This window comes from Streptomyces canus (assembly GCF_001514145.1).
GTDB classification, from domain to species: domain Bacteria; phylum Actinomycetota; class Actinomycetes; order Streptomycetales; family Streptomycetaceae; genus Streptomyces; species Streptomyces canus.
Window position 1 is genome coordinate 31,399 of record NZ_KQ948682.1, and the last position, 25,574, is coordinate 56,972.

Here is a 25,574-nt window from a genome sequence, read left to right on the forward strand (position 1 = left end):
TCCAGTCGATGAACGCCCTCCCCCTGTGGGGAAGACGGAGGTGATCGCCCTGGTCCCTGCGGCACAGCACAGCAAAGCGCCCACACCTAAGGCGTGGGCAAGGGGAACTCCGAACCACGACAGCTGGCACAGACGCTACCGGTCCGCACCCGCCGCCACCATAGGAAACGGCCGCGTCGTATGAGCGGCGTCTTATGAAGGGTCGCGTCCGTCCCGTCGGTCAGACGGACAGAGGGGTGCCGGTGCCGAGCAGTGCGGAGGCCCGCTGCAACGCGCTGTCGCCGTGCGCCGGTGCGGCCGCGGGAAGGGCGCGGCAGGTGAAGCCGAGCTGGGACATGGCCCGAAGGACCTCGCCGGCACTGAAATCGCGGCGGTCCTGACGGGTGATGACCTGACCGACCTGCTTGAGCGGATAGTGGCGTCGTCCGATGATCACGGACTCACCGGTGACCGGTTCGGGTTTCACACCCTTCATCGATTCCAGCACGCCGCTCTTGGTCAGGTCGAACGGGAAGCGGGCGATGACACAGCGCATGATGCCTCACAGGGAGAAGGGGAGACGAGGAGACGGTGCCGGGACAGCAGTGAACCGGCTCAGCGGAAGAGGGCGAGGAGCCCGTTGCCGTCGGTGACGTCGCGCAGGCGGATGCGGTCCGTGTAGCCGAGGCTGTCGCGAACGGCGGTGAGCCGGGCCCGGGTGACCAGGCCGACGCGCCGGCCGTCCTCGTCACAGACGACCAGACGGCCCGTACGGGCGGCCACCATCACGGACAGCGCCACCTCAACGGTCATGTCCCCCCAGACCCGTGGCCCGGCCACGTCCCTGGTGTCGGCCGGCGTGCCGTGCCCGGGGTGGGCGTTCACGGGGCGGGTCTGCGTCTGGACCAGCGTCAAAGAGTGCCTCCTGCGAAGATGGGCCGGTTTCCTGATCACGAAGGTGCTAGGCCGCCGCAACGACGGCGGACTGCCGTACGGACCCACGGCGGGCCGCCGAGGCGGGACGGCGTCGACCGCGTGAGGTGGCGCCGCGCTTCTTGGGGCGTTCGACGACCGGTGCGGTGATGACCACCGGGACGCCGGACGGGGCCTGGGCGCCGGTGATGCGGTGCAGGGCCTCGTCACCGACGCGGACCTGGGTGGTCAGCGGAGTGATACCGGCCGCAGCCATGAGGCGTGTCATGTCGCGGCGCTGGTTCGGGGTGACCAGGGTGACGACGCTGCCGGACTCGCCGGCGCGGGCCGTACGGCCGCCGCGGTGCAGGTAGTCCTTGTGGTCGGTCGGCGGGTCGACGTTGACGACGAGGTCGAGGTTGTCGACGTGGATGCCGCGCGCCGCGACGTTGGTCGCCACCAGCACGTTGACGTGCCCGGTCTTGAACTGCGTCAGCGTGCGGGTGCGCTGCGGCTGGGACTTGCCGCCGTGCAGGGCCGCGGCCCGTACACCGCTGTTCAGGAGGTGCTCCGTGAGGCGGTCGACGGCGTGCTTGGTGTCGAGGAACATGATCACGCGGCCGTCGCGGGCGGCGATCTCCGTGGTGGCCGTGTGCTTGTCGGCGCCGTGGACATGCAGCACGTGGTGTTCCATCGTCGTGACCGCGCCGGCGGAGGGATCGACGGAGTGCACGACGGGGTCGCTGAGGTAACGCCGCACGAGAAGGTCGACGTTGCGGTCGAGGGTGGCGGAGAACAGCATGCGCTGACCCTCAGGGCGTACCTGGTCGAGCAGGGCGGTGACCTGGGGCATGAAGCCCATGTCGGCCATCTGGTCGGCCTCGTCGAGGACCGTGATGGAGACCTGGTCCAGCCGGCAGTCGCCGCGGTCGATGAGGTCCTTGAGGCGTCCCGGGGTGGCGACGACGACCTCGGCGCCCCCGCGCAGGGCGCTCGCCTGCCGGCTGATCGACATCCCGCCCACGACCGTGGCGAGCCGCAGCCTCACGGAGCGGGCGTACGGGGTGAGTGCGTCGGTGACCTGCTGGGCCAACTCACGCGTCGGTACGAGGATCAGCCCCAGCGGCTGCCCGGCCTCGGCGCGTCGACCGGCCGTACGGGCCAGCAGCGCCAGTCCGAAGGCGAGGGTCTTGCCGGAGCCGGTGCGGCCGCGGCCGAGGACGTCACGGCCGGCCAGGGAGTTCGGCAGGGTCGCCGCCTGGATCGGGAACGGTACGGTCACGCCCTCCGAGCCGAGCGCGGCCAGCAGTTCCCCGGGCATGTCGAGATCGGCGAAGTTCTCCACGGCGGGCAGCGCGGGGGTGACGGAGTGGGGAAGGGCGAACTCCCCCTGTACCGCGGCGGGTCGGCGGCCCTGACCACCGGAACGGCTCGGCCCGCCGGACCGGCGCGGCGCCGGCGAACCGAACCGGCCGCCACTCCTTCCGGAGTCGGCACTGCCGTTACGGGTGCGGGCGAAGCGGTCGTTCGTGCGTGTGCGGTTCATGCGGAACCTTCCTCGATTGCGGCACATATCAAGGAATTCCCGCAGCGATGAGCAGCACGGTGAATTGCAAGAAAAGGCCGGTGGAACGCGACAGCGAATCTCGCCGACGGCAAATTCGTACGGGCACGGGAAAACACTGCGGGAAACGCCGGAAATGCGAGCAGCTGGGGCCCGCACCCCGAAGGATGCGGGCCCCAGCTGCAAGTGCGTGTGCGCGTCAGGCGGGAACGATGTTCTCGGCCGTCGGGCCCTTCTGGCCCTGCGCGATGTCGAAGGTCACCTTCTGGCCTTCGAGCAGCTCCCGGAAGCCTTGGGCGGCGATGTTCGAGTAGTGGGCGAACACGTCAGCGCCGCCACCGTCCTGCTCGATGAAGCCGAAGCCCTTTTCCGCGTTGAACCATTTCACGGTACCGGCAGCCATGCCATATCTCCTTTGGGGGTGCGTACGGAATCCGCACTGCGCGAATCCCGTGTCGCCGCGATGATCACCCCGCCCGGAAAAGACCGGACATAAAAAGCGCTCCCAGTGGCTCAGAAGCCGACTGGACGCACTTGAAGTTTCGGGAACCACAACTGCAACTGAGATCGACAGTAGCACACAACAACCGCCCGTCCGCGGTGGAGAGTTCCATTCCAATTATCGCGACAAGGAACCTGTCTGCACGTTCCGTCAAAATCTGACCTCGCGGGCACAGGTATTTTTTTTGAAATGAGAATTGGGCGTGCTTCCCGCGCGGCACGTTCATGGCGGCCGCCTCACGGACCGACGATCAGGTGGCTGGTCCGACCGGCCCGATCGGCGCGGTCGGACTGTCGGGGGACGGCTGTGAACACGGCGGGGGCGCCGCCTTCGTATTCCCATGCCTCGTCCGGGTCCAGTGGCTTGTCGGTCGGACGACGCCGTGCCGGGCCTCCTCCGCGGCGATGAGCGCGCTCGCGGTCAGAGGCGGGCCGTCGTGCTCGGACGCGGCAGCCATCAGCCGGGCCGCCGACTCCGCCCCGGTCTCCGGCGGGATGATCAGCAGGTCCCAGCGGCCAATGCCGTAGGAGAGCAGCAGCAGCTTGTGCGGGTCGATTTCCGGGGTGAACGAGCCGACCTTGACGACGGGTTGACGGCGATGCGCGTGATGCGCCCCCACGAGGGGGCCAACACGTCGGTCAGAGAGGGTAGTTCACTGAGCAGATCCCGGGAGCGGGGCCACCAGGCACCGTTCAGGAGTCCACGGGATGCGCCGTCGGTCTCGGGGGTGCGGCAGGGTGGGGTACAAGGTCGCCGACATGATGCGGGCCCGTCTCCGGGCCGCCTCTGCGGCGACCCGGGTTTCATCTCTCGCCGAGAACGACCCGGCGTGAAAGCCGGTGTGCGGCATGCCCTCGGTATGTTCCACAGTACTCCGCGCTCCGCCGCGACGCGGAGCAGTGGCTGCCTAGAGGTGGAGCAGTCGCTGGGTGATCTCCCGGTCCGGACCGGTACGAGCCACCCAGCGGGCAGTCGCCGTCCACTGAGCCCGGTACCCCCCGTTCTTCCAGGTAATCCGGGAATTCCTGCGCCGTGTCGTGTGATTCACGCTGAAAACGGCGCCGGTGCGCCGGTGCCCCGCCTCCTGGGGAGCGTGTGGGCGTTGCATGCCGCCGTAGGCAGGGACGGCATGGCGCACACCGGCCCTCGCGGCAGCTCCCGACAGGTGTCAGACAGCCATCCACGCCGGGGCGAACGCGCCGACCTCGCACGCTATCCGCAGCCTCCGGGCAGGACTACGCTGCGTGATGAGGCCCCAGTCCCCGGTATCGATGCTGTGTCCCGCTCCCGGGAGGCCCACCGTGTTCGTCCCACTCCTCATCCTCATCGCGGTCCTGTTCGGCTTCGGCTTCCTCAATCCTCTCTGGTGGGCCGCCGCGGTCCTGGTCTACGGCGCCACCCGCCACAACCACGGTCGCGGCGGAGGCCGGGGCCGTGGCGGCGGTTCCGATTTCGGCGACTACCGGAACTACCGGGAGCTCCGAGATCGTCGGGAACGCTGGGATCGCCGCTACGGCCGTCAGAACCGGGCGCGCTGGCGGCACGAGGACCGCCGAGACCACGAACGCCGCAGGTGACCCGTTCACCGCCCCAGCGGACACGTGTTCCTGCGACCCCGGTGCGGCCGGAGAACGGCGGTTTGGCCGAGGCCCACGATCGGGCTCCGTGCCCCGTGCCCGGGCGTGGGTCAGGCTCCTGACTGCTCGCTGACGGCGTCCGTGCTGCACAGCGGATGGCTCGGCGCGGTCCTGGACATCGCCGACACCCCGGCCCCGCCGACCGGCAGCGCGGCCACGGCCGCCGTGCACACATCCACTCCACCGATCGTGGCACGGTGCGCGCGCATATCCGACGCGCTGCGCGGTACTCACCGACGTGAGGCCGGGCGGCTGACGGCCGCCCGAGCCCGGCACTCCGCGCACCGCCCGAGGAGGTGGCTCGCATGACGGAGCCGAACGGTTCAACTCTGCACAAGCCCGGTCCGGACGAACCCCGCGCCCGCCAGGGCACAGCGCTCCCGGTGGCGCCGGAGCCCCGCGGCAAAACGACCATCGCGGACGGGGTGGTGGAGAAGATAACCGGGATCGCCGCACGGGAGGTCCCCGGCATCAACACGCTGGGCGGTGGCTTCACCCGCACCATGGGAGCCATGCGCGAGCGGGTTCCAGGGGGACACGCGAGCGCCGGGCGCGGCGTCGAGGTCGAGGTCGGTGAGAAGCAGACCGCCATCGACCTCCAGGTCGTCGTGGAGTACGGGATGAGCATCATCGACGTCACCGCGGACGTCCGGGAGAACGTGATCGCGGCGGTGGAACGGATGACGGGCCTGGAAGTCGTCGAGCTGAACATCGCGGTCAACGACGTCCACCTGCCGGACGAGGACACACCGGACACCAGCGAGGGGCGCGTGCAGTAGGACGATGTCCGCCCGCCTGTACCCGAAAACGAAGCAGCACCCGACCCGACCGAAGCCGACTCAGGCGCTGCGTAGCAGGTCAGAGGGGTACCCCCGTCACCCGCACCGTAGGCCCTGTGGGACTCGAACCCACAACCAATGGATTAAAAGTCCACTGCTCTGCCAATTGAGCTAAGGGCCCAGGCGATGTTGCCTCCCCGAGCATAGCGGGACGTGGCCGTGTCTCCGATCGGGTATCGGGGACACGGCCGCGTCGAGGCGGCGGAACGGGGTGGAAGGTCAGGGATCGACCGGTTCGGGAGCGTTCACGCGGGCCGCCTCGCGGGCCCTGGTGCGTTCGTGATCAGGGTTCAGGAACCAGTGGCGGGCCGAGGCCACCCACCAGGTCCAGGCGAAGCCGAGGACGACCAGGACGGCGATGGGGGCGTAGTTGAAGGTCTCCCAGGTGACCGGGGAGACCTGCGGAAGCATGAACAGCACCGTGATGACGGCGACCCACGCCACCGAGACCACGCCGATCGCACGCGACCAGCCGCCCAGGTGCCACGGTCCGCGGTCGAAGGCGTCACCCTTGCGCAGCCGCAGCAACGTCGGGATGACGTAGGCGATGTAGAGGCCGATGACGGCGATGGACGTCACCGCCGCGTACGCGGTCACATTGATCAGGTACGGCAGACCAAGCACCAGCGCTCCGCCCGCCGCCAGCCACACCGCCGCCACCGGGGTCCGGGTGCGGGGGCTCACCGTGTGCCACAGGTGCGAGAACGGCAGCGCGCCGTCGCGTGAGAAGGCGTAGATCATGCGGCTGTTGGCGGTCACCGAGGCCATCCCGCAGAACAACTGGGCACCGATGACGACCAGCAGCAGGAGTTTGCCGGCCGTGGCGCCGAGGGCGTCGAGGAGGATCTGGGCCGGCGGCGCGCCCGTCGGGGAGTTCAGCGCCCCGTCGTAGGACTGGATCGCGAAGGTGAAGCCCAGCAGCAGGACGAAGCCCGCTATCCACGACGTCCAGATCGACTGGACGATGCCCTTCGGGCCGGCCGTCGACGCGTCGTGGGTCTCCTCGGTCATGTGGGCCGAGGCGTCGTAGCCGGTGAAGGTGTACTGGGCCATCAGGAGACCGAGCAGGACCACGTAGAAGCTGCTGCCCCAGCCCGTGTTGTTCACGAACTCGCCGAAGACGAAGGACGCCGACTGGTGGTGGTCCGGGGCGAAGGTGAGGGCTCCGACGATCACCGCCACGCCGACCACGTGCCACCACACGCTCACGCTGTTCAGCAGGGCCACGATCCGTACGCCGAAGGTGTTCAGCAGGCCGTGCAGGATCAGGATCGCGGCGAACAGCAGCACGGTCCGGCCGGGCGTCACCTCGAAGTCGAACTGCAGGTTCAGATAGGCCCCGAGGAAGGAAGCGGCGCCGAAGTCGATGCCCGCCGTCACCGCCACCTGGCCGAGCACGTTGAACCAGCCCGTGAACCACGCCCAGGCGGCCGCGGACCGGGGCGGCGCCAGGCGGTGGGCCCAGAAGTACAGGCCCGCGGACGTCGGGTACGCCGAACAGATCTCGGCCATCGACAGGCCGACGAACAGGGTCATCAGGCCTACGGCGACCCAGCCCCAGGTGATCACGGCCGGACCGCCCGTGTTCATCCCGAAGAGATAGAGCGTCAGGCAGCCCGACAGGACCGAGATGATCGTGAAGGAGACCGCGTAGTTGGAGAACGCCGACATGCGGCGGGCCAGGACCTGCGTGTAGCCGAGCTGGGCAAGCCGTTCTTCGTCAGAGAGCCCACTCGCTATGCCGTCATCTGTCATGCCCCCAGCGATTCCCATCCCGGGGGCGTGACACACGTCACAACTTGGCTGAGAAGAGCCCTTCTAGAAAAGGCCCTTGTAGCCCTGCCAACCGCTCGCGATCTTCACCCGCGCCCCGAACGACCCCTTGCCGTTGCCGTTGTTGCGCCAGACGTTCCCGCCGCTGTCCCGGGAGACCAGGTCGGCCTTGCCGTCCCCGGTGATGTCACCGACGCCGACGATCACGTTGTAGGAGCCGCCCCAGTTGGTGAACACCTTCACCCGCGCCGCGAACGTGCCGTTGCCCTTGCCGTAGTACCGATACACGTTGTTCGACTTGTCCTGGGCGAGCAGATCGCCGATGCCGTCGCCGTTCAGGTCCCCGGCGCCCACGACCTTCTTGTACGTCTTCCAGTTGTCGTACAGCTTCACACGGGCGGAGAGCTTCCCCGAGCTGGTGCCCTTGTACAGGTACACCGCCCCGGTGGAGGTGTTCCGCGCGATCAGGTCCGGACGGCCGTCCTTGGTGACGTCACCGGGCGCGGTCAGCACGTCGTACTGGTTCCAGCCGGACGTGCCCAGCGAGGTGTACGGCGTCGACGGCTTCAGCGCGGCACCGCAGCCGGGCTTGTACAGGCGCAGGGCGCCACTGCTCGGCCGCACCAGAACGTCGTTGCAGCGGTCACCGCTCAGGTCACCGAAGGGCACCGCCTTGACCGACGTGGGCCAGCCGCTCGCGCTCACCTTCCCGGAGAACGTGCCCTTGCCGTTGCTCTGCTGGAAGGTCAGCGCGCCGGAGGAGTTGAGGGTGAGGAGCTCACCGAAGCCGTCGTCGCCCACGTGGTCGCGACGGACCGCCGTGCCCTTCACCAGCTTGACCGTGCCGGTCACCGTCAGCGGGGCGCCGACGCCGTCCGCCGGGGTGACGGTGACGGTCCAGTCGTAGGAACCGTTCGGCAGGTACGCGTCCCCGGTCCCCTTGGGGTCGAGACCGCTCCAGCCGACGTTCAGCTCACCCCTCGCGGCCGTGCCGTCCACTCGGTCGCCGTAGACCTTGCCGGTCGCACGGTTGCGCACCGTGACGTCCCAGCCGGAGGTCGGCTTCGACAGCAGCAGGGTGGTCAGGGTGTCGGGGATCGTGTCGAACGTGTGCGCCTTGACGGACGACGCCTTGGCGGCCGGGGCGAGCAGCCGCAGCGGCTGCTGCGGCACCCCGGACGGCACCAGGTGCACCTGCTCCTTCCCGTCGACGTAGGCCGCGTTGGCGCCCGACTCGTCGACCGTCCAGCGCACGTCACGCTGCGAGACCCCGGTGTCCGGCAGATCGCCGATCACCCGGCTCGCGGGCGTCCCACCGGCGACCGTGGTGAGTGTCAGCTTGCCGGCCTGCTTGTCGTGCGTGACGACGTACCCGTCACCGAGCTTGGCCTCGCCCGTCGGCACGGACACGGACTGCTTCGCCGTACGGTCGTAGACGCCGGCCTTCCCGTCACACGTCCAGTACAGATAGCGGCCCAGCGCCTGGAGTTCGGTGGGCGTGCATCCCGCGTCGGTCGTCAGGGTCTCGGTCGTCTTCTTCGCCGTCAGGTCGTACGCGGTGACGGCGCCCGGGGTGGTACCCGCGGTCCACAGCACGTCGCCGGACAGGGCCGCTGCGCCGGGGCTGCGGGTGACGACCGGAGCGCCGTCGTCGTCGAGCCGGAGGGCGTACTGCGTGGTGGGCGCCGTGAAGAGGAGGTAACGGCCCGAGACGTCGGTGACCCGCCCGCCCGTAGGAAGGCCGGTGCGCTCCCAGACGCCGTCGTCGCCCGGGCCGTGGACGCTGATCCGGTCGGAGGTCTCGTCGTGCGAGAGCCAGACGATACGGCCGTCCGCGGTGCCGTTGACCTGGCCGCAGGCCACGTCCGTGTCGGTGCAGACGGGGTGGACCACGTCGGTGGTGAAGTTGCTGCGCTCACCGAAGGCGGGGGTGCCGGACGCGGCTACGGTCCGCGACCAGTCGGCACGCGTCCACTCCCGGTAGTAGTCCATACCGACGAGCCGCCCCTGCTCCAGGGACAGCCCCTGGATCGGCAGCGCCGGCTTGGGCAGGGGCTTGACCAGGGTGACGACAGGCGGACCGCCGTCCGCGCCCGGGGTGAGGCGCTGGATGCCCTGCTCCCCGGTGCCGTTGCCGATCTTCACGGCGGTGCCGTCGTGGCCGGCCGCGATCCCGTTCTGCGAGGTCCGCAGCAGGGTCACCGGCGCACCGCCGGCCAGGGGCTGCGCGGTCGTCGAATTGACCCCGTTGACCAGCCAGTCACCGACCACGGCGAGGTTGTAGGTGGCGTTCGCCCCGTCGCTGACGCCCGCGAGCCTGAGCTCCACGGGGGCAACCGACAGGTCCCGCGGCAGCACCAGAACCGTGGCCTTGTCGAGGGCGTGGACGACGACGTGGCCGCCGCCCAGGCTCACCCTGGAGTACGAAACGGGGAGCGGGCCGCTCCAGCCCCGCACCTCACCGGTCGCGCGGTCCACCGCGGCCAGCCCCGGCTCCCCGGCCACCGAGGCACGGAAGTACAGCATCCCGGAATCCGCACCGGCGGCCGGCCCGAGCACGAGACCGGCCGGTCCGCCCGTGACGGCCAGATCGGCGGTGGTCCCGTCCGGTCCCGGCGTCAGGAGGTGCATCTGCCGGCTGGACGTGCCGTCCTCGGCCGTCACATTCCGGTAGCCGATCGTGAGGTTGTCGTACGACGTGACGTAGGCGAGTCCGTCCGGGATCCGCAGGCTGCGGCTGGTGCCGTCCGTCGCGTCCCAGAAGTCGACACGGTCCGCGGACTTGTACGCCAGGACGTCGGTGCCGGTCGTCCCTAGGGCCGTGCCCGCGGGCGCCGCCGGAACGCTCACCGACTCGCCGTCCGCGTAACGCGTCCACAGCAGTCCGCCGCGGCCCTCCAACGTGTGGAAGACACCCTGCGCACCGGCGGCGTCATGACCAGTGCCGGTCGACGGCGACCGGAACGCCGCCGAGAGTCCGTAGTCCCGGAGCGCCGCCGGCACCACTGTCTCCTGCGGCCCGTCCGCGACGGCCGTCGACGGCAGCAGCGGGCTCAGACCGGCCGCCAGTACGGCGGAAGCGGCGACGAGACGCAGACGTACGGTGGCATGACGAGCCAAGGAAGACCCCCTAAGAAGGAGACGGACGGCCCACCGGCGTGCGGTGTCCCTGGCCCCCCGGCCATCACGCCCGTCTCATAAGTGGGCTGATCTTACCTTCTCTTCACCTTGACGGAGAGCCCTTTCTGTCGGGGCACACACGTGACACGACAAACGCCGTGGCCCCCCGTCAGATACGACGGGGGGCCACGGCGTTCACTTCTCAGAGGCGTCAGCCGTTGCGCTTCCAGCGCGGCTTGTCGTCGCGGCGGCCGAAGGAGGAGCCGGCCGGGCGGTCGTCACGACGGCCGTGCGGGCGGTCGTGGCCGCCGGAGCGGAAGCCGCCACCGGTGGGGCGGTCGCCCTGACGGTCACGGTTGAAGGGACGGTCGCTGCCCCGGTGGGTGGACGGACGCTCGTCACGACGGTCGCGGTTGAAACCGCCGCCGGTGGGGCGGTCGTCACGGCGGAAGCCGCCCGAGGGACGCTCGTCACGACGGTCACGGTTGAACCCACCGCCGGTGGGGCGGTCGTCACGACGGTCGCGGTTGAAGCCACCCGAGGGGCGGTCGTCACGGCGGAAGCCGCCCGAGGGACGCTCGTCACGACGGTCGCGGTTGAACCCACCGCCGGTGGGGCGGTCGTCACGGCGGTCGCGGTTGAAGCCGCCACCCGAGGGACGGTCGTCACGACGCTCGAAGGAACGGCCACCACGGTCGTCACGGCGGAACCCGCCCCGCTCGCCGTCACGGCGGTCGCGGTTGAAGCCGCCACGGTCGTCACGACGCTCGAAGGAACGGCCACCACGGTCGTCCCGACGGTCGTCACGACGCTCGTAGTTGCCCCGCTCGTCACGGCGCTGACGCGGCTGCTCGTACGCGGGACGCTCGGCGGGCTGCTCGGAAACCGCGGCCTCGGCCTCAGCCGCCTCCACGGCCTCGGCCACCACGGCCTGCGCCTCGGCGACCGCCGTCTCCGGGTCCTCACCGCGCTCGCGGGCGGCCCGGGCGACCAGGCGGTCGGCCTCCTCGCGCAGCTCGGTCGCGCGCCGCTGCGCCCGCTCGAGCTCCTTGGTGAGCTGGGCGACCTCGCGCTCGGCCTGCTGAGCCGCGTTGGCCGCGGACTCGGACTGGACCTCGGTCATCGAACGGGCGCCGGTGATCTCGGCGACCTCGGGCTCGAAGGCGGTACCGGAGTTGATGATGTGACGCCCGGCGTCGACGCCCGCGTCCTCCATCAGCCGGAAGATCTGCCGGCGCTGGTGCGGCAGCGACAGGGACACGACCGTGCCGGTGCGGCCCGCGCGAGCGGTACGGCCGGCGCGGTGCAGGTAGTCCTTGTGGTCACCGGCGGGGTCGACGTTCAGGACGAGGTCGATGCCGTCGACGTGGATGCCACGGGCGGCGACGTCGGTCGCGACGAGCGCGTTGACGTAGCCCTTCTTGAAGTCCTCCAGCACACGGGTACGGGCGCCCTGCGTCATACCGCCGTGCAGCGCGTCGGCCTTCACACCGGAGTCGCACAGCTGCTCGGCGATACGGTCGGCGCCCAGCTGGGTCCGGACGAAGATGATGGTGCGGCCCTTGCGGGAGGCGATGGCCGCGGTGACCGGCGCCTTGTCCTTGGGCTTCACGATCAGGATGTGGTGCGACATGGTCGTGACGTTGCCCTGGGCGCTGTCGACCTCGTGCGTGACCGGGTTGCTCAGGTAGCGCTTGACCAACGTGGAGATCTCGTTCTCCATCGTGGCCGAGAACAGCATCCGCTGGCCGCCGGCCGGGACCTGGTCGAGCAGCTCGGTGACCTCGGGCAGGAAGCCCAGGTCGGACATCTGGTCGGCCTCGTCGATGACGGCGACCTCGATGTCCTGCAGGGAGCAGGCGCCGCGGTTGATGAGGTCACGCAGCCGGCCCGGAGTGGCGACGAGCACGTCGACACCGCGCTCCAGGGCGTAGATCTGGTTGCTCATGGACGTACCGCCGCAGACGACCTTCATCTTCAGGCCCAGGACGTCGCCGTAGGGCTGCAGCGCGTCCGCGACCTGCATCGCGAGCTCACGCGTCGGGGTGAGGATGACGGCGCGCGGCCGGTGCTTCTCGGTGCGGCCGCCGGAGAGGCGGGCCAGGGTCGGCAGACCGAAGGAGAGGGTCTTGCCGGAGCCGGTGCGGCCACGGCCGAGGATGTCCTTGCCGGCCAGGGCGTCCGGGATGGTCGCGGCCTGGATCGGGAAGGGGGTGGTCACGCCGTTCTGGGCGAGCTTGCGCACAACGCCCTCGGGGAGACCGAGGTCCGCGAAGGTGACCTCGACAGTCTCCTCCGTGCCCTCGTTCTCGGGCACGACGACGTGATCAGTACTGGAAATGGACATGCGTATGCGAAACCTTCCGGAGTCTCGTCGGCACGCGCCCGTCAACTCCGTGATTCGCAATACGACCGCCTCTATGCGGTCAGCCACGGTAAGGGAGAGAACGCGCCACACGGCGCGCTTCTGCTTTGGCGCCGGGCAAATGATCAAACGATCTATAACCATACGCACCCATCGCCCCCGAAGGCAAACCGATCCCCTCGTATGTATCCGAGGTCACTCGGGGCCTTTCACGGGGTCCGTCACACCGGCGACCCGGCCGTGGGCGCCGGCTCCCGCCCGCTCAGCTGCGGGCCCGTCTCCGGCTGCGCCGACGACGACGGTTCGGCGGGCGGCGGCGACGGCGTGGGCGACGCGGGCGGCTCGCTGGACGGCGGCGGCTCCGGATCGGGCGTATGTGTGGGTGCCGGGTCGCTCCTCGTCGCCGACGGCACCGGCTGAACCGACGTCCCCGGCTTCGCCCCCGCGGAGGCCGACGCACTCGCCGAGGCCGACGCCGGTGGGGACGCCGGCTCCTCGCCGCGCTTCCCCTTGTGCTTGCCGCGCTTGCCGTCCGGGCCCGCCCCGCCGAGCCCCACGGAACCGCCCGAGCCAGCGGATCCCCCGTCCGGCGCCTCATCGCCCCGCTCACCGGCGGAGTGCGACGGCTTCGCGCCGTCGTCTCCGCCGTCCCCGCCCACGCTCATGCAGCCCGCGGCGGCGGCGACGGCCATGACCGTGGCGGCCAGACGGACGGGTACGTACAAGGGGCGCACGAGCAGCCACCTCCGAGGGCGGTCGTCAAGAAGTCAACCTGCCCAACTCCCGCCGCCCACAAGAGGACACGCGCCCCGTTCGAAACGGACTCAGCCGTAGCCGAGTGCGTGCAGCCGCGCGTCGTCGATCCCGAAGTGATGGGCGATCTCATGCACGACCGTCACCTCGGTCTCCGCGACGACGTCCTCCCGGGAATCACACATCCGGAGCGTCGGCCCCCGGTAGATCGTGATGCGGTCCGGCAGCACCCCGGCATACCACTCGCCCCGGTCGGTCAGTGGAGTGCCCTCGTACAGCCCGAGCAGCTCGGGATCGTCCGCCGGCGGTTCGTCCTCGACGAACACCGCGACGTTGTCCATCAGCCGCGTCAACTCCGGCGGAATCCGGTCCAGGGCCTCGGCGACCAGTTCCTCGAACTCCTCGCGCGTCATCTCCAGCACAAGCGCATTCTCCAGTACGACCATCCGTACGAGAGTCATGAGCACGCCCGCATATCCACGAGCGGACTTGGGCATACGGGACCAATGGCCCGCGTCCCCGCCGCAGTCCTGAACGCCCGGAGCATCCTGAACGCCCTACGCAAGCCCCCGCGAGCCCTCGCCCGCCAGTACGGCAGGCGCCGATCCCACCCGTCCGTCGAGCTCGTCCACCAGCCGCACCCCTGGACCCGCGCCCTCGGCCTGGTCGCCGTCGTCCTCCTGGGCGCATGGCTCGGTCTGCTGATCGTCGGCAACGTCCGGGTCCCGGTCGGCCCCATGAACACGACGATGACCCTGCGCCCGTCCCTCTCCGGCGGCACGAAGATCAACGTGTCCCCGCTCGGCGCGCTCCAGCTGGACAGCCACCACGCGCCCGTCCGCCTCGACGTCAACGTCGACCAGCTCGACCCGGAACGCTCCCAGGCCCTCGTCGACCACCCCGAGCGCCTCTCCGGCCTCCAGGACGAGGTCGCGACGGACGTCGAACACGGCACCCTCGACCTGGCCGTCCGCTCCGTCGTCGCGGTGGTGTCGGGCGCCACGGCCCTCGGCCTCGCCGTCTACCGCCGCCCGCGCCGGGCCCTCGCGGCCGGCGGCCTCGCCCTGACCCTCCTGGCGGCCTGCGGCGGCACGGCGTACGCCACCTGGAACCCGGAATCCGTCCTGGAGCCGAAGTTCTCGGGGCTGCTGTCCTCCGCCCCTTCCCTGGTCGGCAACGCGCGCAGCATCGTCACCGAATTCGACGTCTACCAGAAGGAGTTGGCCCGCCTGGTGACGAACGTGACGAAGCTCTACGACGCCACGTCCACCCTCCCCGCCTACCAGCCGGACCCCACCACCATCCGGGTCCTGCACGTCTCCGACATCCATCTCAACCCCGCGAGCTGGAAGATCATCGCCTCGCTGGTGGAGCAGTACAAGGTCGACGTGATCGTCGACTCCGGCGACACCATGGACCACGGCACGGCGGCGGAGAACGGCTTCCTGGACCCGATCCCCGACCTCGGCGCGCCCTACGTCTGGGTCCGCGGCAACCACGACTCCCTCACCACCCAGCGCTACATGGAGGGCCTGAAGCGGGTCCACGTCCTGGACAACGGCAAGGCGGAGACGATCGCCGGCCTGCGGTTCGCGGGCATCGGCGACCCCCAGTTCACCCCCGACCGTTCCACGAATCCCGGTGCCGACGAGTCCCAGGAGGCAGCGGGCGACCGCCTGGCCGCGGCCCTGCGCGAGCAACGGGCCGCGGGCACGCCGGTCGACCTCGCGATCGCCCACGAGCCCTCGGCGGCCCGCGAGGTCGACGGCGAGGTCCCGATGATCCTGTCGGGCCACCTCCACCACCAGGAGATGGAGGTCATGAAGAAGGGCACGCGACTGCGGGTGGAGGGCTCCACCGGCGGCAGCGGGCTACGGGCCGTCGAGGGCAAGTACCCCGACCCCATCGAGGCCTCGATCCTCTACATGGACCGCGACACCCGCCGTCTGCAGGCCTGGGACGAGATCAAACTCGGCGGCCTCGGCCTCACGACGGCGGAGGTCAGCCGCCACCTCCCGGAGGACAACCAGCCGGGAGCGACACCCTCGCCCACGGGTTCGCCCAGCGGCTCACCCACGGGCACCCCCTAAACCGTTTTGGCGATACCTCCCGGCATCCCATATGCTTCTCACGTCCCCGACGCGCTGAGAAGCGCCCAGGCGGGCCGATAGCCCTCATCGTCTAGCGGCCTAGGACGCCGCCCTTTCAAGGCGGTAGCACGGGTTCGAATCCCGTTGGGGGCACGCATCACCGTGTGCGACACTGTTCGTGCACAACGCTTGGTCCTGTGGAGCAGTTTGGAGTGCTCGCCACCCTGTCAAGGTGGAGGCCGCGGGTTCAAATCCCGTCAGGACCGCTGAGGTTTCCCCGGAAACCTCGCGGCTGGGTAGCTCAGTTGGTACGAGCGACCGCCTGAAAAGCGGTAGGTCGCCGGTTCGACCCCGGCCCCAGCCACAGCACAGACCCCGATCTCCGGATCGGGGTCTTGTTGTATGTGAACGTGCAGGCGAACCACCGGGGACAAAACCGTTCGCCAGTAATTTCCCGGGGATGAGATCCTGGATCGCGTATGTCTACGCACCCTGCCCCCGCCCCCGGTACCCCCGCCTTCGGGGATCTCGCCGCCCGCCTGACCGAGCTGTCCCTGCGCGACGCGCACCGGCTCGGGCGCAGGCTCGAAGGCGCGCGCAAGATCCGCAAGCCGGAGGCGCGGGCCGCCGTGCTGTCCGAGATCGAGGCGGAGGCCGGCAAGGGCCAGGAGCGCGTGCGTGCGCGCCGTGCGCGCGTGCCCGCCGTGTCCTATCCCGAGCAGCTTCCGGTCAGCCAGAAGAAGGACGACATCGCGGCCGCCATCCGCGATCACCAGGTCGTGATCGTCGCCGGTGAGACTGGTTCCGGCAAGACCACTCAGATCCCGAAGATCTGCCTGGAGCTCGGCCGGGGCGTGAAGGGCATGATCGGGCACACCCAGCCCCGTCGTATCGCCGCCCGCACGGTCGCCGAGCGGGTCGCCGAGGAGCTGGACACCCCGCTCGGCGAGGCCGTCGGCTGGAAGGTGCGGTTCACCGACCAGGTGAACCAGGACGCGACCTTCGTGAAGCTGATGACGGACGGCATCCTGCTCGCCGAGATCCAGACCGACCGCGAGCTGCGCGCCTACGACACGATCATCATCGACGAGGCCCACGAGCGGTCCCTCAACATCGACTTCCTGCTCGGGTATCTGGCCCAGCTGCTGCCGAAGCGCCCCGACCTCAAGGTCGTCATCACCTCGGCGACCATCGACCCCGAGCGGTTCTCCCGGCACTTCGGTGACGCCCCGATCGTCGAGGTCAGCGGGCGGACGTATCCGGTGGAGGTGCGCTACCGCCCGCTCCTCGAAGACGACTCCGACGACGCCGACCGCGACCAGATCACCGCGATCTGCGACGCCGTCGAGGAGCTCCAGGGCGAGGGCAAGGGCGACATCCTCGTCTTCCTCTCCGGCGAGCGTGAGATCCGCGACACCGCGGACGCGCTGGTGAAGAAGAACTACCGCTTCACCGAGGTCCTGCCCCTGTACGCCCGCCTCTCGCACGCCGAGCAGCACCGCGTCTTCCAGCAGCACACCGGGCGCAGGATCGTTCTGGCGACCAACGTCGCCGAGACCTCCCTCACCGTCCCGGGCATCAAGTACGTGATCGACCCCGGCTTCGCCCGGATCAGCCGCTACAGCCACCGCACCAAGGTCCAGCGGCTGCCCATCGAGCCGGTCTCGCAGGCCAGCGCCAACCAGCGCAAGGGCCGCTGCGGCCGTACGTCGGACGGCATCTGCATCCGCCTGTACAGCGAGGAGGACTTCAACGGCAGGCCGGAGTTCACGGACGCCGAGATCCTGCGGACGAACCTCGCCTCCGTCATCCTCCAGATGACCGCCGCCGGCCTCGGCGACATCGAGAAGTTCCCGTTCATCGACCCGCCGGACCACCGCAACATCCGCGACGGCGTCCAGCTCCTCCAGGAACTGGGCGCGTTGGACCCGGCGCAGAAGGACGTACGCAAGCGGCTGACCGACACCGGCCGCAAACTCGCCCAGCTGCCCGTCGACCCGCGCCTGGCCCGTATGGTCCTGGAGGCCGACAAGAACGGCTGTGTGCGCGAGGTCATGGTCATAGCCGCCGCGCTCTCCATCCAGGACCCGCGCGAGCGCCCGGCCGACAAGCAGACCCAGGCCGACCAGCAGCATGCCCGCTTCAAGGACGAGACCAGCGACTTCCTCGCCTATCTCAACCTGTGGCGCTATGTCCGCGAGCAGCAGAAGGAGCGCGGATCGTCGTCCTTCCGCCGGATGTGCAAGCAGGAGTACCTGAACTTCCTGCGCATCCGCGAGTGGCAGGACATCTACTCCCAACTGCGCACGGTCGCCAAGCAGATGGGCATCCATCTCAACGAGGACGACGCGCCCGACCAGAGCGTCCACGTCTCCCTCCTCGCCGGACTGCTCTCGCACATCGGCATGAAAGATGTGAAGGACGGCAACAAGAACGAGTATCTCGGCGCCCGGAGCGCCAAGTTCGCGATCTTCCCGGGCTCGGCGCTCTTCAAGAAGCAGCCGCGGTTCGTCATGTCGGCGGAGCTGGTGGAGACCTCACGCCTGTGGGCGCGCGTCAACGCGAAGATCGAGCCGGAGTGGGTCGAGCCGCTCGCCGAGCACCTGCTGAAGCGGACGTACTCCGAACCGCACTGGGAGAAGGACCAGGCCGCGGTGATGGCGTACGAGAAGGTCACGCTGTACGGCGTGCCGATCGTCGCCCAGCGGAAGGTGAACTACGGCCGTATCGACCCGGAGTCGAGCCGTGAGCTCTTCATCCGCAACGCCCTCGTCGAGGGTGACTGGCGCACCCACCACAAGTTCTTCGCCGACAACCGCAAGCTCCTCAGCGAGGTCGAGGAGTTGGAGCACCGGGCGCGGCGCCGGGACATCGTGGTCGACGACGACACGCTGTTCGACTTCTACGACCAGCGGGTGCCCGAACACGTGGTGTCCGGGGCGCACTTCGACTCCTGGTGGAAGCGCAAGCGCCACGAGCAGGAGGACTACCTCGACTTCGAGCGCGCGATGCTCATCCGGGAGTCGGCGGAGGCGGTCACGAAGGCCGACTATCCCGACTCGTGGCGGCAGGGGCCTCTGAAGTTCCGGGTGACCTACCAGTTCGAGCCGGGCGCGGACGCGGACGGTGTGACGGTCCACATCCCGCTCCAGGTCCTGAACCAGGTGACGGACGACGGCTTCGACTGGCAGATCCCGGGTCTGCGGGAGGAGCTGGTGACGGAGCTGATCCGTTCCCTGCCCAAGCCGATCCGTCGCAACTACGTACCGGCGCCGAACTTCGCGCGGCGCTTCCTGGATACGGCCGTCCCCCTCCAGGAGCCCTTGACGGTCACGATGGCCCGCGAACTGAAGCGCATGGTCGGCGTGCCGTTCGACGCGGAGGACTTCGACTGGACGCGGGTCCCGGAGCATCTGCGGATCACCTTCCGGATCGTCGACGAGCGGCGCCGGAATCTGGCCGAGGACAAGGACCTGGAGGCGTTGCGGCAAAAGCTCAGGCCGAAGGCGCGCCAGGCCCTGTCCCAGGCGGCGGCCGCGACCGCGTCCCGCGAGGGCGGCGAGTCCCTGGAGCGCAAGGGCCTGACGGACTGGACGATCGGCACGCTCACGCGCGTCTTCGAGACCCGTCGCGCCGGCCAGCCGGTGAAGGCGTACCCGGCGCTGGTGGACGACGGTGACACCGTCTCGGTCCGGCTCTTCGACACGGAGGCGGAGCAGGCCGAGGCGATGTGGAAGGGCACGCGGCGGCTGATCGTGCGCAACATCCCGGTGAGTCCGGCGAAGTTCGCGTCCGAGAAGCTGACGAACCCCCAGAAGCTCGCCCTGTCGTCGAATCCGCACGGCTCGATCCAGGCGCTGTTCGACGACTGCGCGACCGCTGCGGCGGACAAGCTGATCGGGGACTTCGGGGGGCCGACGTGGGACGAGGAGTCGTACCGGAAGCTGTACGACAAGGTGCGCGCCGAGATCGTCGACACCACCGTCCGTACGGTCGGGCAGGTGCAGCAGGTGCTCGCCGCCTGGCAGGCCTGTGAGCGGCGCCTGAAGACCGTACGGAGCCCGGCGCTGCTGGCGAACCTGGCGGACGTACGGGCGCAGTTGGACGCGCTGGTGAAGCCGGGGTTCGTGACGGCGACGGGGTTGCGCCGGCTGCCCGACCTGATGCGTTACCTGGTCGCCGCGGACCGCCGTCTCCAGCAGATGCCGACGAACGTCCAGCGGGACACGACCCGTATGGAGAAGGTCCACGAGATGCAGGACGAGTACGCCTGGCTCCTGGAACAGCTTCCGCAGGGTCGGCCGGTGCCTCAGCAGGTTCTGGACGTCCGCTGGATGATCGAGGAGCTGCGGGTCAGCTATTTCGCCCACGCGCTCGGCACGGCGTACCCGATCTCCGACAAGCGGATCGTGAAGACGATCGACACGCTGGCGCCGTGACGGCTCCCGCACACAGGGTGAGTTCGACCAGGACCTCCCTGCTCCTGTACAGTCCTTCTCGCAGCGCAACGCAGCAGTAAGCGCCGCGAAACCTGGTCCTGTGGAGCAGTTTGGAGTGCTCGCCACCCTGTCAAGGTGGAGGCCGCGGGTTCAAATCCCGTCAGGACCGCAGTTGGAAGTCAGGCCCGCATCCCGGGAACGGGGAGCGGGCCTTCTTCGTGTGTGTACGCCGGGTCCAGGCAAGCTCTCAGACTGTCCGACGCTTGAGCACGAGGCCGTGCGTGAGGTGCCGGCGGCGTCCACGCCATCTTGACGGCGTCGCGTCGCACCGGTACCCAGAAACCAGGCCCCCGTTCCCAGCGGAGCCCGGAGGTGGCGTATGGCGGCAACGGCCAGGCACGAGACGCGGGCACTGTTGCGCGCACACCTGGCGGCCGCGTCGTCGTACCGGCATCTGACCCGCCATTGCCCGATCTGCCACCGCCTGTTGCGGCTGGCGATGGATTCCGCCCCAGGGACCGCGCCGGCCCCGGACGAGGCCGTCGAGGACGAAAGCCCCTCCCCGGCGTGACCCTCGACCCCAACCCCCGCCCCACCGACGGGAGTCCGGGACGCGTGCCTCCTTTAGCGCACGGGAGTCAGGGGTAACAAGGACTCTGGCATGTGACGGGAGTCACCGCATGAGTTTCTGAAACCGTGGAACTTACCCCTCCCCTACAACAGGTCAATTTAATATGTGCAATTGCACTCTCGTTCGCACGCCTGCCAGGGGCCCCTCACAGGAGATCCGACACCCCTCCCCAGACTCCGACAAGCCCGCTCACAGGGCTGCCGATCGCCCATCCTGCACGCACAAAAAAGATCGCGCTGGACTCGGCGGAGTCCAGCGCGATCGACGACGAGGTGGAGAATGGGCCCTGTTGGGGCAGGACCCGCGTCGCTTGGAGCCAGGGTTCGGGCAGCGCGGCCAACTGGGGGGCCAGCCGGTTTGCCCGGTTATTCAGTTGTTCAGGCCTCGCTGCGCTGCTGCGGGATGCCCGCGAGCAGAGCGCGGACCTCGGCCTCGCGGTAACGGCGGTGCCCGCCGAGCGTACGGATCGACGTGAGCTTGCCGGCCTTCGCCCACCGCGTGACCGTCTTCGGGTCCACGCGGAACATCGTGGCGACCTCAGCCGGGGTCAGCAGCGGCTCGGCATCAGGGGTGCGAGCGGTCATGAGCGGCCTCCTCGGGAGAACCGATCGTTCTCGGTTCTTTCCTCTAAATTCTGCACCTTGACCCGCGTTGCCCGAAATGGCGGATGCGGGTCGAGTCGGTTATAGGACGAACGGCTTGTCCTCGGCACTACAACTACACCATCCGTCCAGCCGCGTCGGCCAAACCGATGGAATTGCCCCCCAGGTGTTCATCGGCGACGGAAGCCGATGGACCATGCCATAGCGGACAGTCACGCCACTGTGACGATCAGTCACAGAGCGATCAGGAGTCACCAGACCCCCCAAAGCGGAACCTCCCCCGGGCCCCTTGTCCTATTTTGGCACGAGGAGGGGCAAGAGATGCAAGAGCCGGGTACGTGCGGTCCGTCACGCTTGACACTCCGTGAGGTGTACGCCCGGATCGGGACCTACGTCCCCTTGTCGGTGAGACTTCAGGGGAAGCTGACACCTTGAGCGAGGACGAAACCCCAAAACGGGCGTCAGGTCAAACGCCAGTTCGTGACATGGCGCACATTCAGTTCGCCGAGCGCCGGTCCCTGATGCCCCGCCAGCGCTCCACGAGCCGCCCGTAGGCCTCGCCCGCCGCGGCCCCGTCGCCGTGCCTGAGCGCCTCGATGCCCTCGGCCACGTCCGCCGCCGAGTGGTCGTCCTCCAGCTCGCCCGGCGGCAGCACATGCACCAGACCGCCGTAGTCGAGCTCGACCAGCGAGCGCGGATGGAACTCCTCCAGCCAGCGCCCCACGTCGATCAGACCGTCGATGAGCGGTCCCTCGTCGATGGCGTCCTTGAGGGCCCGCAGACCCCGAGCCACACGCCGCCGGGCCTGCACCATGGGCGTCCGGTAGCGCAGCATCGGCGGGATCTCACCGGAACCCTTGTCGAAGCGCCGCTCCTCGTCGGAGACGAGCACGAACCAGTTCAGCGGCACCTGCCAGGTCGCGGTGCGGATCCAGGGCCGGGCGTCCGGGTTCCGGGCGAGCCAGCGCTCGTAGTCCTGGGCGGTCTGGCGGCGTACGACCTCGGGCAGCACCGCGTCGAGGACCGGCCCCGGCAGCTCCTCCCCGAGCTCCTCCAGGGCCAGCCAGCCGCGCAGCCGAGTGCGCCACGGGCACACGCACACCACGCCGTCCACGTCGAGCACGAAGGCGTCGCTGCTCTCGTGCACCGGCACCGGGACCGGCGGGGTGGGCACCAGGTCGGCCAGGGAGCGACGCAGTTCGTCCTGGTACGACGGACGCTCCGGGCGGCGGGCGTAACGGGCCCAGTGACTGCGCTCGGGCTCGGGGAAGGCGGCCAGCGGTTCGTACACGCGCAGATAGGTCGCGTACGGGACGATCACCGAGGACACCTTGGGCACGCCTGCTCTCTCCCCCGCCGCCTGCCGGGAAAACCTGCGAAACCCGCACACAAACGTGCGGGAAAACTATGCAAATCGTCGCACGCCCGTCCCCCGGGAGGAGGTGATCCTGAGCACTGCACGGTCATGGGCCGCCACAAGCCCTAATCTCGTGCTCACAGGTCCCGCCACCCTTACGGGCGCCTGTGTCCCATCGCCGCAATGTACCCAGGAGTCACCACAGTGACCGACGTAACCGGCGCCGCTGCCGACGTGCTGCACACCCTGTTCCACTCGGACCAGGGCGGCCATGAGCAGGTCGTGCTCTGCCAGGACCGCAAGAGCGGCCTCAAGGCCGTCATCGCCCTCCACTCCACCGCGCTCGGCCCCGCCCTCGGCGGGACCCGCTTCTACCCGTACGCGAGCGAGCAGGAGGCCGTCGCCGACGCGCTGAACCTCGCGCGCGGGATGTCGTACAAGAACGCCATGGCCGGGCTCGGCCACGGCGGCGGCAAGGCCGTGATCATCGGCGACCCGGAGCGCGACAAGAGCGAGGACCTGCTCCTCGCCTACGGCCGCTTCGTGGCCTCGCTCGGCGGCCGCTACGTCACCGCGTGCGACGTCGGCACGTACGTCGCCGACATGGACGTCGTCGCACGCGAGTGCCGCTGGACCACCGGCCGCTCCCCCGAGAACGGCGGCGCCGGCGACTCCTCCGTCCTCACCGCCTTCGGCGTCTACCAGGGCATGCGGGCCAGCGCACAGCACCTGTGGGGCGACCCCTCGCTGCGTGACCGCAGGATCGGCGTCGCGGGCGTCGGCAAGGTCGGGCACCACCTGGTGGAGCACCTCGTCGAGGAGGGCGCCGAGGTCCTGATCACGGACGTACGCCAGGAGGCCGTGGAGCGGATCGCCGGCCGGCACCCCTCCGTCTCCCCCGTCGCCGACACCGGCACGCTGATCCGGACCGAGGGTCTCGACATCTACGCCCCCTGCGCGCTCGGCGGAGCCCTGAACGACGTCTCCGTGCCCGCGCTGACCGCGAGGATCGTCTGCGGGGCCGCCAACAACCAGCTAGAGCACCCGGGCGTGGAGAAGGACCTCGCCGACCGCGGGATCCTCTACGCGCCGGACTACGTGGTGAACGCCGGAGGGGTCATCCAGGTCGCCGACGAACTGCACGGGTTCGACTTCGAACGGTGCCGGGCGAAGGCCGCGAAGATCTTCGACACCACCCTGACGATCTTCGCACGTGCGAAGGAAGACGGGATTCCGCCGGCCGCCGCGGCCGACCGGATCGCCGAGCAGCGGATGCACGAGGCGGCCACGAAACCGGTGCGCTGACGTTTGACCGGTACCCGTCGGCGCACACTTAGAGAGAACTCTCACGTTCGTCGGCGGGTCGGCCGCGAAGAAGTGGTTAAAATCGCGGTTGACCAGCGGGGACGGGGCTCCCCGAGGGTTCTGGGCCAGGGCACGTGCTGCGGGCGACGTACCGTATGGGCGTGGGCTCAGGTACCGTGGAAGCCCTACGGACCGGTCTCTCTGCGGAGAGTCCGTTCTAGATCATGAACGCGTGTCAAGACTCTGGGGCCACCGAGCCCCGTATTCGAGGGGGTCGAGCCATGGGGCGCGGCCGGGCAAAGGCCAAGCAGACGAAGGTCGCCCGCCAGCTGAAGTACAGCAGCGGCGGGACTGACCTGTCGCGTCTGGCCAATGAGCTGGGCGCTTCGACTTCGAGTCAGCCGCCGAATGGCGAGCCGTTCGAAGACGACGACGAGGAAGACGACCCGTACGCCCAGTACGCGGATCTCTACAACGACGACGAGGACGAGGACGACGAGTCCGGTCCTGCGTCTCAACGCCGCGGAGCTTGACGACCCAGCTGTGCGTTAACCCGGTCCGGGGTGGTCCACACCACCGGACCGGGTTTTGCGCTGCCTGTCGGTTCCTCAGGCGTAGTCACCGACGAGCTCGGCACCCGTGGTGTGGTCACCGCGATCCGTGATCTCGCCCGCGACCCATGACTCGACCCCGCGGTCGGCCAGGGTGGCCAGGGCGACGTCCGCCGACTCCTCGGGCACGATCGCGATCATGCCGACGCCCATGTTCAGGGTCTTCTCCAGCTCCAGGCGCTCGACCTGACCGGTCCTGCCGACGAGGTCGAAGACCGGGCCCGGGGTCCAGGTGGTGCGGTCCACGACGGCGTGCAGGCCGTCGGGGATCACACGGGCCAGGTTGGCCGCCAGACCGCCGCCGGTGACGTGCGAGAAGGCGTGCACCTGGGCCGTGCGGATCAGGGCCAGGCAGTCCAGTGAGTAGATCTTGGTGGGCTCCAGGAGCTCCTCGCCGAGGGTGCGGCCGAGTTCGTCGATCCGGGCGTCCAGGGCGAAGCCCGCCTGGTTCAGGAGCACATGCCGCACGAGCGAGTACCCGTTCGAGTGAAGACCCGAGGCCGCCATGGCGATGACCGCGTCACCCTTACGGATGCGATCCGCGCCGAGCAGCCGGTCGGCCTCCACGACACCCGTACCGGCGCCGGCGACGTCGAAGTCGTCCGGGCCGAGCAGACCCGGGTGCTCGGCCGTCTCGCCGCCCACCAGGGCGCAGCCGGCGAGCACACAGCCCTCGGCGATGCCCTTGACGATCGCGGCGACCCGCTCGGGGTGGACCTTGCCGACGCAGATGTAGTCGGTCATGAACAGCGGCTCGGCGCCGCACACCACGATGTCGTCCATGACCATCGCGACCAGGTCGTGGCCGATGGTGTCGTAGACGCCCAGCTGGCGCGCGATGTCGACCTTGGTGCCCACGCCGTCGGTGGCGGAGGCGAGCAGGGGACGCTCGTAGCGCTTGAGGGCGGAGGCGTCGAAGAGGCCGGCGAAACCGCCGAGGCCGCCGAGGACCTCGGGGCGCTGGGTCTTCTTCACCCACTCCTTCATCAGCTCTACGGCGCGGTCGCCCGCCTCGATGTCGACGCCCGCGGCTGCGTAGCTGGCACCAGTTGTCTCAGACATGGCAGTAGAGAACCTTCGTGTCGTACGGCAGGT

The 25,574-nt window shown here is 69.4% G+C and carries 20 protein-coding genes, 5 tRNA genes and 1 pseudogene; 11 read left to right on the top strand and 15 right to left on the bottom strand.

The window, feature by feature from the left end:
* Nucleotides 1–220 precede the first annotated feature (220 nt).
* The 5 genes and pseudogenes from AQJ46_RS47180 to AQJ46_RS47200 all read right to left on the bottom strand — a co-directional run bounded on the left by AQJ46_RS47180 (nt 221) and on the right by AQJ46_RS47200 (nt 3,764).
* Nucleotides 221–535, bottom strand: a complete 315-nt coding sequence (locus AQJ46_RS47180) for an SCO5918 family protein (RefSeq protein ID WP_059211527.1) — start codon at nt 533–535, stop codon at nt 221–223.
* A gap of 59 nt (nt 536–594) precedes the next feature.
* Complete coding sequence (locus tag AQJ46_RS47185) at nt 595–894, bottom strand: CBS domain-containing protein (protein ID WP_059211528.1); 300 nt, start codon at nt 892–894, stop codon at nt 595–597.
* 46 nt (nt 895–940) lie between these two features.
* Nucleotides 941–2,437: a DEAD/DEAH box helicase gene (locus AQJ46_RS47190; RefSeq protein ID WP_059211529.1), complete on the bottom strand. Its 1,497-nt coding sequence runs from the start codon at nt 2,435–2,437 to the stop codon at nt 941–943.
* 217 nt (nt 2,438–2,654) lie between these two features.
* Nucleotides 2,655–2,858, bottom strand: a complete 204-nt coding sequence (locus AQJ46_RS47195; protein WP_023586116.1) for a cold-shock protein — start codon at nt 2,856–2,858, stop codon at nt 2,655–2,657.
* Nucleotides 2,859–3,207: 349 nt separating this feature from the next.
* Nucleotides 3,208–3,764: pseudogene (locus AQJ46_RS47200) on the bottom strand (DUF5994 family protein).
* Between the two features lie 494 nt (nt 3,765–4,258).
* Here AQJ46_RS47200 and AQJ46_RS47205 point away from each other — a divergent pair.
* On the top strand, nt 4,259–4,534 hold the full coding sequence (locus AQJ46_RS47205) for a hypothetical protein (protein WP_059211530.1): 276 nt from the start codon (nt 4,259–4,261) through the stop codon (nt 4,532–4,534).
* 110 nt (nt 4,535–4,644) lie between these two features.
* Here the strand turns inward: AQJ46_RS47205 and AQJ46_RS55835 are convergent, their stop codons facing one another.
* Complete coding sequence (locus AQJ46_RS55835; RefSeq protein WP_159064204.1) at nt 4,645–4,803, bottom strand: hypothetical protein; 159 nt, start codon at nt 4,801–4,803, stop codon at nt 4,645–4,647.
* A gap of 96 nt (nt 4,804–4,899) precedes the next feature.
* Between AQJ46_RS55835 and AQJ46_RS47210 the strand changes: the two genes are divergently transcribed.
* Nucleotides 4,900–5,373, top strand: coding sequence for an Asp23/Gls24 family envelope stress response protein (locus AQJ46_RS47210; protein ID WP_059211531.1), 474 nt, complete (start codon nt 4,900–4,902; stop codon nt 5,371–5,373).
* A gap of 108 nt (nt 5,374–5,481) precedes the next feature.
* Here AQJ46_RS47210 and AQJ46_RS47215 read toward each other — a convergent pair.
* The 6 genes from AQJ46_RS47215 to AQJ46_RS47240 form a co-directional block, all read right to left on the bottom strand.
* Nucleotides 5,482–5,554, bottom strand: a tRNA-Lys gene (locus AQJ46_RS47215).
* Between the two features lie 98 nt (nt 5,555–5,652).
* Complete coding sequence (locus AQJ46_RS47220) at nt 5,653–7,188, bottom strand: amino acid permease (protein WP_059211532.1); 1,536 nt, start codon at nt 7,186–7,188, stop codon at nt 5,653–5,655.
* Nucleotides 7,189–7,251: 63 nt separating this feature from the next.
* Nucleotides 7,252–10,326 (bottom strand): FG-GAP repeat domain-containing protein, encoded by a 3,075-nt coding sequence (locus AQJ46_RS47225; protein WP_059211533.1) that lies wholly within the window; start codon nt 10,324–10,326, stop codon nt 7,252–7,254.
* 211 nt (nt 10,327–10,537) lie between these two features.
* Nucleotides 10,538–12,673 (bottom strand): DEAD/DEAH box helicase, encoded by a 2,136-nt coding sequence (locus AQJ46_RS47230; RefSeq protein ID WP_059211534.1) that lies wholly within the window; start codon nt 12,671–12,673, stop codon nt 10,538–10,540.
* 239 nt (nt 12,674–12,912) lie between these two features.
* Nucleotides 12,913–13,425, bottom strand: coding sequence for a hypothetical protein (locus AQJ46_RS53475; protein WP_079072785.1), 513 nt, complete (start codon nt 13,423–13,425; stop codon nt 12,913–12,915).
* Between the two features lie 90 nt (nt 13,426–13,515).
* Complete coding sequence (locus AQJ46_RS47240; RefSeq protein WP_041819691.1) at nt 13,516–13,866, bottom strand: metallopeptidase family protein; 351 nt, start codon at nt 13,864–13,866, stop codon at nt 13,516–13,518.
* A gap of 84 nt (nt 13,867–13,950) precedes the next feature.
* On the opposite strand from AQJ46_RS47240, the gene AQJ46_RS47245 reads away from it, so the two are divergent.
* The 7 genes from AQJ46_RS47245 (at nt 13,951) to AQJ46_RS58005 (ending at nt 20,544) form a co-directional block, all read left to right on the top strand.
* On the top strand, nt 13,951–15,534 hold the full coding sequence (locus AQJ46_RS47245; protein WP_059211536.1) for a metallophosphoesterase family protein: 1,584 nt from the start codon (nt 13,951–13,953) through the stop codon (nt 15,532–15,534).
* Between the two features lie 80 nt (nt 15,535–15,614).
* Nucleotides 15,615–15,687, top strand: a tRNA-Glu gene (locus AQJ46_RS47250).
* A 38-nt stretch (nt 15,688–15,725) separates the two neighbouring features.
* Nucleotides 15,726–15,800, top strand: a tRNA-Asp gene (locus AQJ46_RS47255).
* A gap of 24 nt (nt 15,801–15,824) precedes the next feature.
* Nucleotides 15,825–15,898, top strand: a tRNA-Phe gene (locus tag AQJ46_RS47260).
* A 115-nt stretch (nt 15,899–16,013) separates the two neighbouring features.
* The gene (hrpA, locus tag AQJ46_RS47265) at nt 16,014–19,973 is read left to right on the top strand and encodes an ATP-dependent RNA helicase HrpA (RefSeq protein WP_059211537.1); all 3,960 of its coding nucleotides are present in this window, start codon (nt 16,014–16,016) and stop codon (nt 19,971–19,973) included.
* Nucleotides 19,974–20,067: 94 nt separating this feature from the next.
* Nucleotides 20,068–20,142: transfer RNA gene (locus AQJ46_RS47270), tRNA-Asp, on the top strand.
* Between the two features lie 210 nt (nt 20,143–20,352).
* Nucleotides 20,353–20,544: a DUF6274 family protein gene (locus AQJ46_RS58005; protein WP_059211538.1), complete on the top strand. Its 192-nt coding sequence runs from the start codon at nt 20,353–20,355 to the stop codon at nt 20,542–20,544.
* A 437-nt stretch (nt 20,545–20,981) separates the two neighbouring features.
* On the opposite strand, the gene bldC is transcribed toward AQJ46_RS58005, so the two are convergent.
* Nucleotides 20,982–21,188 carry a developmental transcriptional regulator BldC gene (bldC, locus tag AQJ46_RS47280; RefSeq protein WP_003949541.1) on the bottom strand — a complete coding sequence of 69 codons (207 nt, stop codon included), beginning with the start codon at nt 21,186–21,188 and terminating at the stop codon, nt 20,982–20,984.
* Nucleotides 21,189–21,702: 514 nt separating this feature from the next.
* Nucleotides 21,703–22,545 carry a hypothetical protein gene (locus tag AQJ46_RS47285; protein ID WP_057609348.1) on the bottom strand — a complete coding sequence of 281 codons (843 nt, stop codon included), beginning with the start codon at nt 22,543–22,545 and terminating at the stop codon, nt 21,703–21,705.
* Nucleotides 22,546–22,767: 222 nt separating this feature from the next.
* Here AQJ46_RS47285 and AQJ46_RS47290 point away from each other — a divergent pair, with 222 nt between their 5' ends.
* On the top strand, nt 22,768–23,868 hold the full coding sequence (locus AQJ46_RS47290) for a Leu/Phe/Val dehydrogenase (protein ID WP_059211539.1): 1,101 nt from the start codon (nt 22,768–22,770) through the stop codon (nt 23,866–23,868).
* Nucleotides 23,869–24,149: 281 nt separating this feature from the next.
* The gene (locus AQJ46_RS47295; RefSeq protein WP_028808738.1) at nt 24,150–24,401 is read left to right on the top strand and encodes a DUF3073 domain-containing protein; all 252 of its coding nucleotides are present in this window, start codon (nt 24,150–24,152) and stop codon (nt 24,399–24,401) included.
* Between the two features lie 75 nt (nt 24,402–24,476).
* Here AQJ46_RS47295 and purM read toward each other — a convergent pair whose 3' ends face one another.
* Entirely contained in the window at nt 24,477–25,541 is a 1,065-nt protein-coding gene (gene purM / locus AQJ46_RS47300; protein WP_059211540.1) for a phosphoribosylformylglycinamidine cyclo-ligase, read from the bottom strand.
* Between the last annotated feature and the right edge of the window lie 33 nt (nt 25,542–25,574).

Bases quoted from the DNA above. Each gene is read 5' to 3' on its own strand.
- hrpA (WP_059211537.1), top strand. From the start codon at position 16,014: ATGTCTACGCACCCTGCCCCCGCCCCCGGTACCCCCGCCTTCGGGGAT.
- AQJ46_RS47190 (WP_059211529.1), bottom strand. From the start codon at position 2,437: ATGAACCGCACACGCACGAACGACCGCTTCGCCCGCACCCGTAACGGC.
- AQJ46_RS47245 (WP_059211536.1), top strand. From the start codon at position 13,951: ATGGCCCGCGTCCCCGCCGCAGTCCTGAACGCCCGGAGCATCCTGAAC.
- AQJ46_RS47295 (WP_028808738.1), top strand. From the start codon at position 24,150: ATGGGGCGCGGCCGGGCAAAGGCCAAGCAGACGAAGGTCGCCCGCCAG.
- AQJ46_RS47210 (WP_059211531.1), top strand. From the start codon at position 4,900: ATGACGGAGCCGAACGGTTCAACTCTGCACAAGCCCGGTCCGGACGAA.
- AQJ46_RS47230 (WP_059211534.1), bottom strand. From the start codon at position 12,673: ATGTCCATTTCCAGTACTGATCACGTCGTCGTGCCCGAGAACGAGGGC.
- AQJ46_RS47180 (WP_059211527.1), bottom strand. From the start codon at position 535: ATGCGCTGTGTCATCGCCCGCTTCCCGTTCGACCTGACCAAGAGCGGC.
- AQJ46_RS55835 (WP_159064204.1), bottom strand. From the start codon at position 4,803: ATGCGCGCGCACCGTGCCACGATCGGTGGAGTGGATGTGTGCACGGCG.
- bldC (WP_003949541.1), bottom strand. From the start codon at position 21,188: ATGACCGCTCGCACCCCTGATGCCGAGCCGCTGCTGACCCCGGCTGAG.
- AQJ46_RS47195 (WP_023586116.1), bottom strand. From the start codon at position 2,858: ATGGCTGCCGGTACCGTGAAATGGTTCAACGCGGAAAAGGGCTTCGGC.
- AQJ46_RS58005 (WP_059211538.1), top strand. From the start codon at position 20,353: ATGGCGGCAACGGCCAGGCACGAGACGCGGGCACTGTTGCGCGCACAC.
- purM (WP_059211540.1), bottom strand. From the start codon at position 25,541: ATGTCTGAGACAACTGGTGCCAGCTACGCAGCCGCGGGCGTCGACATC.
- AQJ46_RS47220 (WP_059211532.1), bottom strand. From the start codon at position 7,188: ATGACAGATGACGGCATAGCGAGTGGGCTCTCTGACGAAGAACGGCTT.